The sequence below is a fragment of the Altericroceibacterium endophyticum genome (genome assembly GCF_009827595.1).
Lineage (GTDB): Bacteria > Pseudomonadota > Alphaproteobacteria > Sphingomonadales > Sphingomonadaceae > Altericroceibacterium > Altericroceibacterium endophyticum.
The window spans coordinates 43,020-56,535 of record NZ_WTYT01000006.1; the positions used below are offsets into that span (position 1 = coordinate 43,020).

8 protein-coding genes are annotated in these 13,516 nt (G+C 59.3%); 7 read left to right on the forward strand and 1 reads right to left on the reverse strand.

Annotated elements, in window-relative coordinates; genetic code table 11:
• The first annotated feature begins 60 nt into the window (after window positions 1–60).
• The gene (locus GRI91_RS13300) at window positions 61–3,633 is read left to right on the forward strand and encodes a hydantoinase B/oxoprolinase family protein (RefSeq protein WP_160737191.1); all 3,573 of its coding nucleotides are present in this window, start codon (window positions 61–63) and stop codon (window positions 3,631–3,633) included.
• Window positions 3,634–3,789: 156 nt separating this feature from the next.
• Here GRI91_RS13300 and GRI91_RS13305 read toward each other — a convergent pair whose 3' ends face one another.
• On the reverse strand, window positions 3,790–4,377 hold the full coding sequence (locus GRI91_RS13305; RefSeq protein WP_160737447.1) for a helix-turn-helix domain-containing protein: 588 nt from the start codon (window positions 4,375–4,377) through the stop codon (window positions 3,790–3,792).
• A 175-nt stretch (window positions 4,378–4,552) separates the two neighbouring features.
• Between GRI91_RS13305 and GRI91_RS13310 the strand changes: the two genes are divergently transcribed.
• From GRI91_RS13310 to GRI91_RS13335, 6 genes are all read left to right on the forward strand, one after another.
• Window positions 4,553–6,586: a serine hydrolase domain-containing protein gene (locus tag GRI91_RS13310; protein ID WP_237437894.1), complete on the forward strand. Its 2,034-nt coding sequence runs from the start codon at window positions 4,553–4,555 to the stop codon at window positions 6,584–6,586.
• Window positions 6,586–7,593, forward strand: a complete 1,008-nt coding sequence (locus tag GRI91_RS13315) for a dipeptide epimerase (protein ID WP_160737192.1) — start codon at window positions 6,586–6,588, stop codon at window positions 7,591–7,593. Before GRI91_RS13310 ends, GRI91_RS13315 begins: the two co-directional genes overlap by 1 nt.
• A gap of 104 nt (window positions 7,594–7,697) precedes the next feature.
• Window positions 7,698–10,031 (forward strand): TonB-dependent receptor, encoded by a 2,334-nt coding sequence (locus GRI91_RS13320; protein WP_160737193.1) that lies wholly within the window; start codon window positions 7,698–7,700, stop codon window positions 10,029–10,031.
• A 20-nt stretch (window positions 10,032–10,051) separates the two neighbouring features.
• Complete coding sequence (locus GRI91_RS13325; RefSeq protein WP_160737449.1) at window positions 10,052–11,092, forward strand: N-acetyltransferase DgcN family protein; 1,041 nt, start codon at window positions 10,052–10,054, stop codon at window positions 11,090–11,092.
• On the forward strand, window positions 11,089–12,255 hold the full coding sequence (locus tag GRI91_RS13330; RefSeq protein WP_160737194.1) for a YkvI family membrane protein: 1,167 nt from the start codon (window positions 11,089–11,091) through the stop codon (window positions 12,253–12,255). The genes GRI91_RS13325 and GRI91_RS13330 overlap by 4 nt, the downstream gene beginning before the upstream one ends.
• Before the next feature lie 13 nt (window positions 12,256–12,268).
• On the forward strand, window positions 12,269–13,474 hold the full coding sequence (locus tag GRI91_RS13335) for a dipeptidase (protein ID WP_160737195.1): 1,206 nt from the start codon (window positions 12,269–12,271) through the stop codon (window positions 13,472–13,474).
• The last annotated feature ends 42 nt before the right edge of the window (window positions 13,475–13,516 follow it).

Below are 13,516 nucleotides of genomic sequence, written 5' to 3' on the forward strand. Positions count from 1 at the left end.
TGACAATTTATCGATATTTCATCAATGAACTGAGAGGTTTTTAGCAGAATTGGATGGAACATGGCGGGTTGGCAATTCTGGATCGATCGCGGCGGCACCTTTACCGATGTGGTCGGGCGCAACCCTGCAGGTGAGCTGCTCACCGCCAAGGTTCTAAGCGAAAACCCCGAACAATATTCGGATGCGGCAACCGCCGGCATCCGCAAGCTTCTCGGCCTTGATTTCAGCGCCCCCCTGCCCGCCGGTGAAATCGAGACGGTCCGGATGGGTACAACGGTGGCGACCAATGCTCTGCTGGAACGCAAGGGCGCACGCACCCTGTTGATCGTGAATGAAGGGTTCGGCGATTTGCTGCGCATCGGGCATCAGGCCCGGCCAGACCTGTTTGCGCTCGATATCCAGCTCCCTGTTCCGCTGTATGAAGCGGTTGTGGAAGTTCCCGGCCGGGTGAATGCGCAAGGTGATACTCTCACGCCCTTTGACGCGGCTTTCACGGCTGAGAAACTATCGGAATATCGTGCAAAGGGCTATGATTCCTGCGCCGTGGCCTTCGCTCATGCGTGGAAATATCCTGAGCTTGAAGAACGCATTGGCCAACTGGCCGAAGCAGCCGGATTCCCGCAGATTTCGCTCAGCCATCAGGTCAGCTCCCTCATCGGCCTTGTCGCACGCGGCCAGACCACCGTGGTCGACGCCTACCTGTCCCCTGTGCTGCGTGATTATGTGGGGCGCGTGGAACGTGAATTGGGCGATACACCGCTCTATTTCATGCGCTCCGATGGCGGAACGACGGGCGCAGCCGAGTTTCAGGGCAAGGATGCCATTCTATCAGGGCCAGCAGGCGGCGTCGTGGGGGCAGCCAGAACTGCCCATGCCATTGGCGAAGACAAGGTCATCAGCTTCGACATGGGGGGCACATCCACAGATGTCGCGCTCTATGCCGGCGCGTTCGAACGTGCCTATGACACGGAAGTAGCGGGCGTCGCCATGCGCGTGCCGATGATGGACATCGAAACCATCGCCGCGGGCGGTGGCTCGGTCCTGCAATTTGACGGATCGCGCTTTACTGTCGGGCCGGACAGCGCGGGCGCCAATCCCGGTCCGGCCTGTTATCGCCGCGGCGGTCCGCTGACGATTACCGATGCCAATGTGATGTGCGGCAAAGTCCGTCCGGACCATTTCCCCACCATCTTCGGCCCCGATGGCGATTTGCCGCTCGACGCGGAAGCTGTCGCCCGCAAATTCGAACATCTGGCGGGCGAGATTGGTGACGGACGCTCTGCCTGCGAAATTGCCGAGGGCTTCCTGCGGATCGCGGCGGCCAATATGGCTGCAACCATCAAGCGTGTCGCTCTTGAGCGGGGCCATGATGCAACCGAATTCACGCTGAACTGCTTTGGCGGTGCCGGTGGGCAGCATGCCTGCATGGTTGCCGATGAGCTGGGGATGGAGCGCATCCTGATCCATCCCTTTGCCGGCGTGTTGTCGGCCTTTGGCATTGGCCTGGCCGATAGCAGTGCCGCTGCGGAAACCACGCTGGAACAACCCTTCACGCCATCGTCGCAGGATGCCATCGACAAAACCGCTGCCGAAATGGAAGAGCGGCTGCGCGAAGAGCTGAAACATCCCGATCAGGTTGGAATCTCACGGAGCTTGCGGCTGCGTTACAAGGGGAGTGATACCAGCCTGCCCGTCACTCTGGCTGATCAGGCGGCGATGAAGGCGGAGTTTGAAAGCGCGCATGAGGCGCGTTTCGGCTTCTGCTCCCCCGATCGCGCAATCATTGCAGCAGATCTGATGGTGGAGGCCATCATTCCCGGGCCGCCCATTCCGCCGATGCAAATCCGCTCAGGACATGGCGAAGGGTCCGATCCGGTCGAGAATATCGATGTCTGGACCGCAGGAGAAACCCACTCCACCGCCGTTTATGAACGCAGCGATCTGCATGTGGGGCAGACCATGACCGGCCCGGCCCTGATCCGGGAAAACACATCGACCACCATGGTCGAACCGGGCTGGCAGGCCAAAGTATTGCCTGACGGCGAGCTCATGCTGACGCGGATCACCCAAATCCGCCGGCAGAAACCCGATATTGAAACGGTCGATCCAGTGATGCTGGAGCTGTTCAACAACCTGTTTATCAGCGTGCCGGAACAGATGGGCGCTGTGCTGCGCAACACATCAACCAGCGTCAACATCAAGGAAAGGCTGGATTTTTCCTGCGCTCTGTTCGATGCAGAGGGATCGCTGATCGCCAATGCGCCCCATGTACCGGTGCATCTGGGCGCAATGGGTGAAAGCGTGCGCACCATTCTGGAACGGCGCAAAGGCGACCTGCGTCCGGGCGACAGTTTTATCCTGAACGATCCCTATAATGGCGGAACGCATCTGCCCGATGTAACCGTCGTGACGCCTGTGTTCGATGAGGATGGCGTCACGCTGCGCTGTTTCGTCGCCAATCGAGGGCATCATTCCGACATTGGCGGCACCACGCCGGGGTCGACCCCGGCCAATTCACAATCACTTGAAGAAGAAGGCGTGCTGATCGACAATTTCCTGATCGTGCGCGATGGGAATTTCCGCGAAAGCGCCTTCCGCACCTTGCTGACCGAGGCACGCTGGCCTGCACGCGATCCCGATACCAATATTGCCGATATTCGCGCTCAACTGGCGGCCAATTATGCCGGGGTCAGCGAAATCAACGGCATTGCCCAACGTTATGACTGGGACGTCACGCTCGCCTATATGGGCTTTGCCATGAATAATGGCGAAGACAGCATTCGCCGGGTTATCGAGACACTTTCCGGCGGGACGCTCGATTACGAAATGGATGACGGTTCACGCCTCGTCGTTACCGTATCGCTCGACCCTGAAACGCGCAGCGCAACCGTAGATTTCACCGGCACCAGTGCACAACGCCGCGGCAATATGAACGCCCCGCGCGCGGTGACGGTGGCGGTCGTGCTTTACGCCTTTCGCTGTCTGGCGCAGGAAGATCTTCCCTTGAACGAGGGATGTCTGCGGCCGCTGAAACTGATCATTCCGGAAGGCTCCTTCCTCGCTCCAAAACCGGGTGCGGCCGTGGTGGCAGGCAATACGGAAGTCAGCCAGGCCGCATGCAATGCCCTGCTCGGCGCTTTGGGTGCCGGGTCCAGTTCGCAGGGGACGATGAACAATTTCCTCTTCGGGAATGGCGATTATCAATATTATGAAACCATCTGCGGTGGTGCAGGCGCCGGGCCGGGCTTTGACGGGGCCAGCTGCGTCCACACCCATATGACCAATACCCGCATTACCGATCCCGAAATTCTTGAGGCACGCTATCCCGTCATTCTGGAACAGTTTGCGCTGCGCAAGGGCTCCGGCGGCGATGGCGAATGGCGCGGCGGCGATGGTGCAATTCGCGCTATCCGCGCCTGTGAACCTATGTCGGCCACGCTGGTAGGATCACGCCGGCGCATTGCGCCCTTCGGTCTTGCTGGAGGGGAAGCAGGCGAAGTCGGCCGGCAATGGGTCCGCCGCAGCACCGGCGAAACCGAAGCGCTGCCCGCTCTGGCCGATGTAACATTGGGCGCAGGCGACACGATCATCATCGAAACACCGGGCGGCGGCGGTTTCGGCAAAAGGAGCTGAAATGAGGCGGTAGAATGTGCTGAGGGTGTCTGTTTGCAAGCGCAGACGATACCCATCTGCAGGCCGGATCGGAAACTGTTCCCGAGCGGAGCCGCCTTTGACAAGAATGTTTCTGCGCGCCTTCACAGCGCCAGAAAGCCATGCCGCGCAGGGTGATTAGCCGTGCAAATTCATCAGCGAATCCATCAGCCCTTCATCCGCGCTCGAACAAACGCCCAGCACGACTGCTTCTTCACAATCCTTGGCGGTGACATAGGCATGGCCCATTGAGGAATCGATATAGATCCCCTCCCCCGTGGCGATGACGACCGGATCGTAAAATTCCGAATGCACTTCGATGCTGCCTTCGATCACATAGACGAATTCCTCGCCATTGTGACGGACCAACTCGCCAAATTCCTTGGCGCTATGCGCGCGGATGCGGGTAATGATCGGGATCATCCGCTTTTTGCGCAGGTCGGTGCAGAGATAGAAATAATCGTAATTATCGGTGGTAACCCGCACCGCGTTATCGATTGAACCGATGCTGCGCCGGCCGGTGACCACCGGAGCAGGCTCTTCCCCGGCATTCTCGGCAAACAGGTCGGACATACGAATGTTCAGCCGGCGACTCAGTTGCTGCAGCTTGTCATAGCTCAGCGTCAGACGATCATGTTCAACCTTTGACAAGGTTGAAACCGGGATGCCCGATTGCGCGCTCATTTCCTTGAGTGTCCAGCCATTACGCGCCCGAATTGAGCGCATGACCTGCCCCAGCGTGGTCGAATTATCCTGCACTTTGGTCAACCATGCCACTCCGCATTTGACAATTTTCTAATCAGGATCATTATGTCCTCATTAGGTTTACATACGATTATTCTACAATTGGGTCGCCTGACTAGCAATAGCGCGCAGCTCAGGACAATCAGGGGTATCCATCATGCTTATCATCCGCAAGATTACGCCCAAAATCATGCTTGTCATGATGTTATGTCTGGCGCTCTTGAGTGTGATGGTGCTTGCCGTGCAAGCTCCGGCGCAGTCGGTGCGTCAGGGCTCCGGGCCTGCTGAGGCAACACAAGCGCCCTCGAATTCGCAAACGCCGGACTCTGCACCATCAGACAGCACCGCCATCGCGCCGCTTGATCCCGCTGATGTAGAGGCGTGGCTGGACGGCTTTTTCCCTTATGCACTGGAACGCGGGCGCATTGCCGGTGCTGTCGTTGTGGTCGTGCAGGGTGATCAGGCCATTCTGAGCAAAGGCTATGGTTATTCCGATGTAGAAAGCCAGCGCAGAGTTGACCCGCAAACCACCATGTTTCGCCCCGGTTCTGTATCCAAACTGCTGACCTGGACTGCCGTCATGCAGCAGGTTGAGGCCGGCAAGCTCGACCTTGACCGCGATGTGAATGATTATCTGGACTTCAAAATTCCGCCCTATGAAGGCAAGCCTATCACACTGCGCCAGATCATGACGCATAGTGCCGGTTTCGAGGAATCGATGCGCCATCTGATCAGCGCTGATCCCGCAGCCGCAATGGATCTGGGCGATCTGGTGAAGGAGGCGTTGCCGCAGCGCGTCTTCGCCCCCGGCACCACGCCGGCCTATTCCAATTATGCCACTGCGCTCGCCGGTTATATCGTTCAGCGCGTCAGCGGCGTGCCCTTTGATGACTATATCGACCAGCGGATATTCACGCCGCTGAAAATGAACCACTCCACCTTCCGCCAGCCGCTGCCCAAGCGTTTTGAACGCTTCATGTCCAAAGGTTATTCAACCTCCACCGAAGCGGCAAAGCCTTACGAAATCGTCATTCCCGGACCTGCCGGTGCACTGGCATCCAGTGGCGCGGATATGGGCCGTTTCATGATCGCGCATCTGCAGGGCGGTGGCCCGTTGCTGAGCGCGGAAACCACACGCCAGATGCACGATTTCCGGGCGCCAGCACTCGGTCCGCTCAATACGATGGCGCTGGGATTTTACGAACAGCGCGTAAATGGCCGCCGCGCTATTGCCCATGGCGGCGACACCGAATGGTTCCACTCTGATCTCTGGCTGTTTCCTGAGGAAGGTGTCGGCGTCTATGTCTCGCTCAACAGCAATGGCATCAATGCTGCGCCTCATGCCATCCGCGGTGCGCTGTTGCATAAATTTGCCGATCGCTATTTGCCCGGTGAGGATAGTTACACGCCCATCGACGAGCAGACAGCGCGGCAACACGCTGCACTGGTCGCCGGTCATTACGTATCCAGCCGCGGCGCATTCACCAATTTCATGAGCGTGCTCAACCTGCTGAGCCCGACCGAAGTGATCGCAACGCCGGATGGGACAATCAGCATTCCCGCGCTTGACGCGATTGCCTCCGGCCCGCGCGAATGGATCGAGGTGGAACCCTATGTCTGGCGCGACCGCGAGACGGGTGAACGCGTTGCCGCCGAAGTGAAGGATGGCAAGGTCACGCGTCTCAGCATGGATGTAATGTCGCCTTTCACCGTTCTGCAACCCGCATCCTTCGGTGAAAATCCGGCATGGCTGCTGCCCGCTTTGTTCGCGGCACTGGCTATTGTTCTGCTGGCGGCGCTGGCGTGGCCGATACGCGCCCTGGTCCGGCGGCATTATGGGTCTGAGTTCCCACTGCAGGGGACCCACCGCCTCGTTTACCGCCTGACCCGTGTCTTTGCGTGGTTGATCCTGGCCGCTCTGGCCTGCTGGATCATTCTGATCACCACATTCATGGGCGACATTGGTGCCATTGGTGGCCCGCTTGATGACATGATCATGCTGGTCCGCATCTTGTGCCCCCTTGCATCTATCGGTCTGACAATCACAGCCGCATATCATCTGTTCCTGTCCTTCCGTGACGGACGCGCATGGACGATGAAACTGGGCGCGCTGCTGCTGTTACTGGCTGGGCTGGTCTTCCTCTGGGTCACCTTCCGGTTTCACATTTACGGCTTCGGGATGGTCTATTGATGGCCAGCCCGTTGCCCCTGACGCTGCGCCTGACGACCCAACGTTTTCCCTATAAGCAACCATTCCGCATTTCAGGGCATGTGTTTGGGCACACCAGCGTGCTGCTGGCTGAATTGTCGGATGGTCGCCACATTGGTCGGGGTGAAGGGGCCGGCGTCTATTATCTGGGTGACGACATTGCCCATATGGCCGAGGCCGCTGAGGGTGCCCGCATTGCGATTAAGCGCGGTGCCCAGCGGAAGGACTTGCAGACGATCCTTCCGCCGGGAGGTGCGCGCAATGCCATTGACTGCGCGTTCTGGGATCTGGAGGCAAAACAACAGGGCACGCCGGTCTGGCAATTGGCTGGACTGCGGCAACCTCGGCCGCTTCTCTCAACGCTGACACTGGGGGCGGATGCACCGGACGTGATGGCAAAGGCGGCGGCCTCACTCGACCCGCTTGCCCCGATAAAGCTGAAACTGACGGGAGAGGCTGAACTCGATGCCGCGCGGCTTGCCGCGGTGCGCGCGGCCCGACCGGATGCCTGGATCGGGGTCGACGCCAATCAGGGCTATGACAGCCACTCTTTGCCCGGATTGCTTCTGGTGCTGGAGGATAACGGTATCGCGCTTCTGGAGCAACCTTTGCCGCGCGGGAACGAGAGTGACCTTGCGGGTCTATCACGCCCACTGCCCTTTGCGGCGGATGAAAGCGCCCTTTGTCTGGCCGATACAGACGCACTGTGCGGCCTGTTCGACATCGTGAATATCAAGCTCGATAAATGCGGCGGCCTGACAGAAGGGCTGGCGATTGCAAAACGGGCGCGCGCATTGGGGCTGGGGGTTATGGTTGGCAATATGATGGGCAGCAGCCTGTCCATGGCCCCATCCTATCTGCTTGGGCAGCTGTGCGATGTCGTCGATCTCGATGGCCCCACCTTTCTCGCTCAGGATCGCACCCCCAGCGTCGTTTACGCGCAAGGACGCATCCATTGTGCTGACGAAATCTGGGGCAATCCAGATTAGTTTATCTAATTAGGTTGACAGTTTTCTAATTAGGACAATAAATTTACCGCACGGTCACAATAGCCATTGCGAGCATTCAATCGGCGACAGCAGGGGATTTGAAAATGACAATCGACACCTATCGGATCGCGGCGTGCGTTCTTGTCGCCGCCACAGCGTCGACCCCAGTCATGGCACAGGATCCCGCTGCCACCCGAGATGGGCCGCGCGATGTCCTGCGCGATCGGACGATCATCGTCACCGCGCAAAAGCGGTCGCAGACGCTGGATGATATTCCTCAGTCAATTTCCGTGGTCGGCGGCGACACTCTGGAAGTGCAGCAGGCCAATAGCCTCGTCGATTATACCGCGCTCGTCCCCGGTCTTACCCTTGAACAATCCGATCCCGGCAATAGTCGTATCGTGCTGCGCGGCATCAACACCGGTGGCGCCAGCCCGACCGCCGCCGTCTATGTGGATGAAACACCCTTCAGCCCCAGCACCGGTCAAAGCAACGGGGCTGTGATGTCCGGCGATTTCGATACTTTCGATATTGAACGGATAGAGATTTTGCGCGGGCCGCAAGGCACATTATACGGCGCAAACTCATTGGGCGGACTGATCAAATTTGTCACGGTCGCGCCGAAGCTCGGCGAATTTGAAGGGCGCGTGCGGGCCGGCGCTGAATTTACCAAGGGCGGCGAGATGGGCTGGAACGCCAATGGCGTGATCAACCTTCCCCTTGGCGACATCGCCGCATTGCGGGCCAGTGGCTATTATCGCAAAACAGGCGGCTTTATCGATACCGTCGGCATTGATCGCGAAGATGCCAATGACCATGACAGCTATGGCGGCCGTGCTTCGCTGCTGATTGAACCCGATGATGCTGTTTCGGTCAGACTGACCGCGATCGTGCAAAATATCCGCGCCAATTCCCGCGGGACATTCGATGCCGATCCCGTCACGCTCGAACCGCTCGCCATCGATCCCAATACCGGCGCTTCGACTGGCGGGCGGCTGACCCGATCCGAATTCTATCCGGAAAAGAACAATGTCGACTATCGTTTGTATAATGCCACGATCGATTGGGATCTCGGCCCGGTCTCGCTGACATCTGCAACCAGCTACAGCACGCTGGATCAGGCTGAAGTCTATGATGTCACCTACCAGCTCGCCGGGCTGGCGGATTCAATCTATGGCGGACCGGATACGGACCCGCTCGGCTTTACCTTCCCCGGTATGGCCGGTCAGGAGAAGTTCACGCAGGAATTGCGCCTGCAATCCGCCCCGGGCAACCGCTTTGAGTGGTTGATCGGCGCCTATTACACATGGGAGGACGGGTCGCTGGATCAGGCCTACCTCCCCTTTGACATCGGCACTGGCAAAGCCATTGATCCTTCGATGACCTTGCCCGCCGGGCCAAATGGTGAAGGCGTTCTCTTCACCGATTTCCTGAAAGCTGATGTCGGGGCGAAATATGACGAATATGCCGGTTTCGGCAGCGTCACCTTCCACGTGACACCGCGTTTCGACATCACGGCGGGTGGACGATACAGCCATAACAAGCAGACCAGCCGCATCGTCTTCGACGGGGTGTATCAATTCCTTGTCGGCGAACCGGCACCCGATGTGCAGAATGGCGCCTCAAACGAGGACGTGTTCACCTGGTCGGTGTCTCCGCGTTTCGATCTGTCTGACGATGCGATGGTCTATGCACGTGTCGCCAAGGGATATCGTCCCGGCGGCCCGAATGTCGTGCCACCCGGAGCAGGCCCGAATTTCCCCCGGCAATTCGATTCAGACACGCTGATCAGCTATGAAGCGGGCATGCGCGCCAGCACCCCGGATGGGCTGCTGTCCATCGATGCTTCCGCCTATTATCTCGACTGGTCTGATATTCAGGTGCTGGTCGTTTATGAAACCGCCGTCGGCCCGATTGGCGGCGATGGCAATGGCGACAGCGCAACCAGCAAAGGCGTAGAACTCAGCGCAACGCTGCGCCCTCTTCGCGGCTTTGATGTGGCGCTCAACCTCGCCTATAATGACGCGAAACTCGACGAAGACCTCCCTGCTGGCAATGGCGGTTATGCAGGCGACCGCCTGCCCTATGCCCCCGAATGGACGGGCGGTGTCTCTGCCGATTACGAATGGACTTTGACAGGCGACAGCACGGCTTTTGTCGGCGGCACACTTCAATTCACCGGCGAGCAGGCCACCGCCTTTGACGATGCCTATCAAACCACTTTCGGGGAGCGGCTGACACTGGACAGCTATGCCCGGATCGACCTGCGGGCCGGCGTTCGTCTCGATCGCTTCGACATCTCGCTTTATGCCAAGAACCTGGCCGATTCACGGGGGCTGACCAGTGCCAGCAGCTTTGGCTCGCGGCCCGGCACGGCCGTTCTTGCGGCGCCGATCCGTCCGCGCACCTTTGGCATAAATGTGGGCGCGGATTTCTGATCGTGACGGCGACCCTGCAAATGGAAGCGGCCAGCCCTGATGCCGCATCATCGCTCGCCCTGCCGCAGCCTTATCTGCTGTTTCTGGGCGATGTGACGGAGGAGAATTATGCCAAAACCGCATTCGGGCTGGCCGATTGGGCACCCGAACTGTGCGTGGGTGAATGGTCCTTGGGCGAGACCGGAGTATCCACCGGCCTTCCGCGTCTGAGCGCCGCTCAGGCGGCTTCAGCCGGCGCGAAATCGCTGTTGATCGGTGTCGCCAATCTCGGCGGCGTGCTGCCCGAAAGCTGGCAAGCCGCGCTGGTCGATGCGATGGAGGCCGGGCTCGACATTGTCAGCGGACTGCATGTGCGGCTCGGCGATGTGCCCGCCCTGGCCGAGACCGCCAGAAAAACCGGCCGCAAATTGATCGACATTCGCGTGCCTCCCGCAGAGATCCCGGTGGGCAATGGGCGCAAACGCACCGGCAAACGATTGCTGACCGTCGGCACCGATTGTGCGCTGGGCAAGAAATATACCGCCCTCGCCATCCATCGCGCCTTTCAGCGCAAGGGCATCGCTGCCGATTTCCGCGCGACGGGACAAACCGGCATCATGATCGCGGGCGGCGGCATACCGATGGATGCCGTTGTATCAGATTTCGAATCTGGCGCCGCTGAGATGCTCAGCCCTGACAATACGGCCGCCCATTGGGATGTGATTGAGGGGCAGGGTTCGCTGTTCAATCCCTCCTATGCCGCCGTATCACTCGGCCTGCTGCATGGCAGTCAGCCGGACGTATTCATCGTATGCCACGACCCGACGCGAAAGAAGATCATCGGGCTGGACGGCTTCGCCCTGCCCTCCATCGCGGAGGTGATCGACCTTACCGTACAGCTGGGCCGTCTCACCAATCCCGATATTCGCTGTGCCGGGGTCAGCCTGAACACCTCCCGGCTTTCTTTCGATGAAGCCCAGGCCTTGTTCGCGTCAGAGGCCGCAAGTCTGGGCCTGCCAGTCGCGGACCCAGTGCGCGGCGGGGCGCCGTTTGAAACACTTGTGAATAATTGCCTGAAATGAGCGGCACGCAGGCACAGCAACGCGGAACATGGTTTCAGCGATTCCTGTTGCCTGCCTTCGCCATGAAAGGCGTCATTATCGGTGGCGGCTACGCAACCGGCCGGGAATTGACCGAATACTTCCTGAGCCAGGGACCAGTGGGCGGGCTGCTGGCGATGCTGGTCGCAACGATATTGTGGAGCGTGGTCGCAGCGCTGACCTTCGCCTTTGCGCATGCCGTGGGCGCCTATGATTATCGCACATTCATGGATCGCTTGCTGGGCCGCGGGGCGATCATATTCGAACTGTGCTATGTGCTGTTTTCCGTCTTGCTGCTGGCGGTATTCGGCGCCGCAGCCGGGGAAATCGGGCAAAGCCTGTTCGGCCTGCCGAACGTGGTTGGAACATTGGCGCTCGCTGCGCTGATCGCGGTAATCGCTGGCTTGGGTGAAAGCGCGGTGGAGATGATGTTCAAATTCATCTCACCCATTCTATACGCGGTTTATGCAATATTCCTGATCCTCGCCATCAGCCGCTTCGGCGATCGGATCGCGGAATCCTTCGCCGCCGGAATTGTGGGGCCGCAATGGCCGGTTCTGGGGGCAACCTACGGCATCTATAACATCGTCACCGCCATCATGATCCTGCCGGTTCTGCGCCACATTACATCACGCCGGAACGCGGTGATCGCGGGTGCGATTGCAGGACCGCTGGCCATGGCTCCGGCGCTCGCCTTTACGGTGGCAATGGTGGCGTTCTACCCAATCATCCTGAACGAAACGCTGCCATCGGACTTCCTGTTGCAACGGATAAACAGCCCGGCCTTCCGCATCGTGTTCCAGCTGATGGTCATGGGCGCTTTGCTGGAAAGCGGCGTGGGCGTCATTCACGCTCTGAATGAACGTGCCGCCAATCTCTATGCCCGCCGCCACGATGCAGCCATGCCGCATCGCTGGTTCCGGCCAGTAACCACGATTTGCGTTCTTGCCGCCTGCATGTTCGTGGCCAATGCCATCGGGCTGGTCACGCTGATTGCCTCAGGATACCGCCTGATGGCCCTGATATTTCTGCTGAGTTTCGTCCTGCCGCTGCTGACGATCGGTAGTGCGAGAATTTTTCGCCGCAACGCGGCTCCCACATCTCACGACGACATGCCGCGCGCATCGCTGCAGCCACCACGCTGAAAGGGAATTCCACATGATCGCACGAAGCCTCCTGATTGCCCCCCTCGCCTTGCTGGCTGGCTGCACGCATCTTGCCTCCGATAATGTCGACAGCCCGATGGATGTGCATCGCAATTTGCTGGTGCTCGACACGCATCTCGATACGCCGATCAATTTCGGGCGAGAGGGGTGGGATTTCGCAGCGTCGCATACGCTCGCCAATGATATTGCGCAGGTCGATCTGGGCCGGATGGCACAGGGCAATCTCGATGGCGGCTTCTTCGTGATCTATACCGCGCAGGGACCGTTGACGCCGCAAGGCTATGAAGACGCCCTTCAATTCGCGCGTGAGCGTTCGGACACAATCGATCGCGAAATGGCGCGTCATCCCGCGATGATCGGCACCGCCACCAGCGCAGCAGAAGCGCAGCGGCTGAATGATGCAGGCAAGCTGATTGCCCTGAAGAGCATCGAAAACAGCTATCCACTGGGGGAAGATCTCTCACTGCTGAAGGAATTCAGACAGCGCGGCGTCAGCATGGCCGGGCCGGTTCATTCGGCCAATAATCAATTTGCAGATTCCGCCACCGACACGCCCCGCTGGAACGGTCTCAGCCCGCTGGGACAAAAATGGGTGGCAGAAATGAACCGGCTGGGCATGGTGATCGACGCCAGCCATGCCTCCGACGCGGCATTTGATCAAATGCTGGAATTGTCGCAGGCGCCGATTATCCTGTCCCACAGTTCACCGCGCTGGGCCTTTGACCATCCCCGCAATCTGGATGACACCCGCATCCGAAAACTGGCGGAGCACAATGGCGCCATCTGCATGTCGACGATTTATATGAGCGACATGCACCTGACAGATGAACGCGCCGAATTGTTCGACCGCTATGAACAGATTGCCGAACTCTCGGCAGCCGAGCAAGCAGATCTGATCCGCCGCTGGCGCGCGCTGGATCAGACTGATCCGATGTGGTCGATCGATTTTGATCGATATATGGAAGCCGCACTGCACCTGATTGAAGTGGCCGGCGTCGATCACGTTTGTTTCGGCGCGGACTGGGATGGCGGCGGCGGGATCAAGGGAATGATGGATATCTCCGCCTTGCCGATGCTGACCGCCCGCCTGCTGGAAGCTGGCTATACACCCGAACAGATCGGCCAGATGACAAGCGGCAATGTGCTGCGCATCATGCGCGCGGCGGAGGCAACAGCAAATGTGACGGAGGCGAATTAAGCGCCCTCTCTATTTGGCTTAGCCTGCGGGGCGAGCGACTGC

Bases quoted from the DNA above. Each gene is read 5' to 3' on its own strand.
- GRI91_RS13300 (WP_160737191.1), top strand. From the start codon at position 61: ATGGCGGGTTGGCAATTCTGGATCGATCGCGGCGGCACCTTTACCGAT.
- GRI91_RS13320 (WP_160737193.1), top strand. From the start codon at position 7,698: ATGACAATCGACACCTATCGGATCGCGGCGTGCGTTCTTGTCGCCGCC.
- GRI91_RS13315 (WP_160737192.1), top strand. From the start codon at position 6,586: ATGGCCAGCCCGTTGCCCCTGACGCTGCGCCTGACGACCCAACGTTTT.
- GRI91_RS13310 (WP_237437894.1), top strand. From the start codon at position 4,553: ATGCTTATCATCCGCAAGATTACGCCCAAAATCATGCTTGTCATGATG.
- GRI91_RS13330 (WP_160737194.1), top strand. From the start codon at position 11,089: ATGAGCGGCACGCAGGCACAGCAACGCGGAACATGGTTTCAGCGATTC.
- GRI91_RS13335 (WP_160737195.1), top strand. From the start codon at position 12,269: ATGATCGCACGAAGCCTCCTGATTGCCCCCCTCGCCTTGCTGGCTGGC.
- GRI91_RS13305 (WP_160737447.1), bottom strand. From the start codon at position 4,377: ATGCGCTCAATTCGGGCGCGTAATGGCTGGACACTCAAGGAAATGAGC.
- GRI91_RS13325 (WP_160737449.1), top strand. From the start codon at position 10,052: ATGGAAGCGGCCAGCCCTGATGCCGCATCATCGCTCGCCCTGCCGCAG.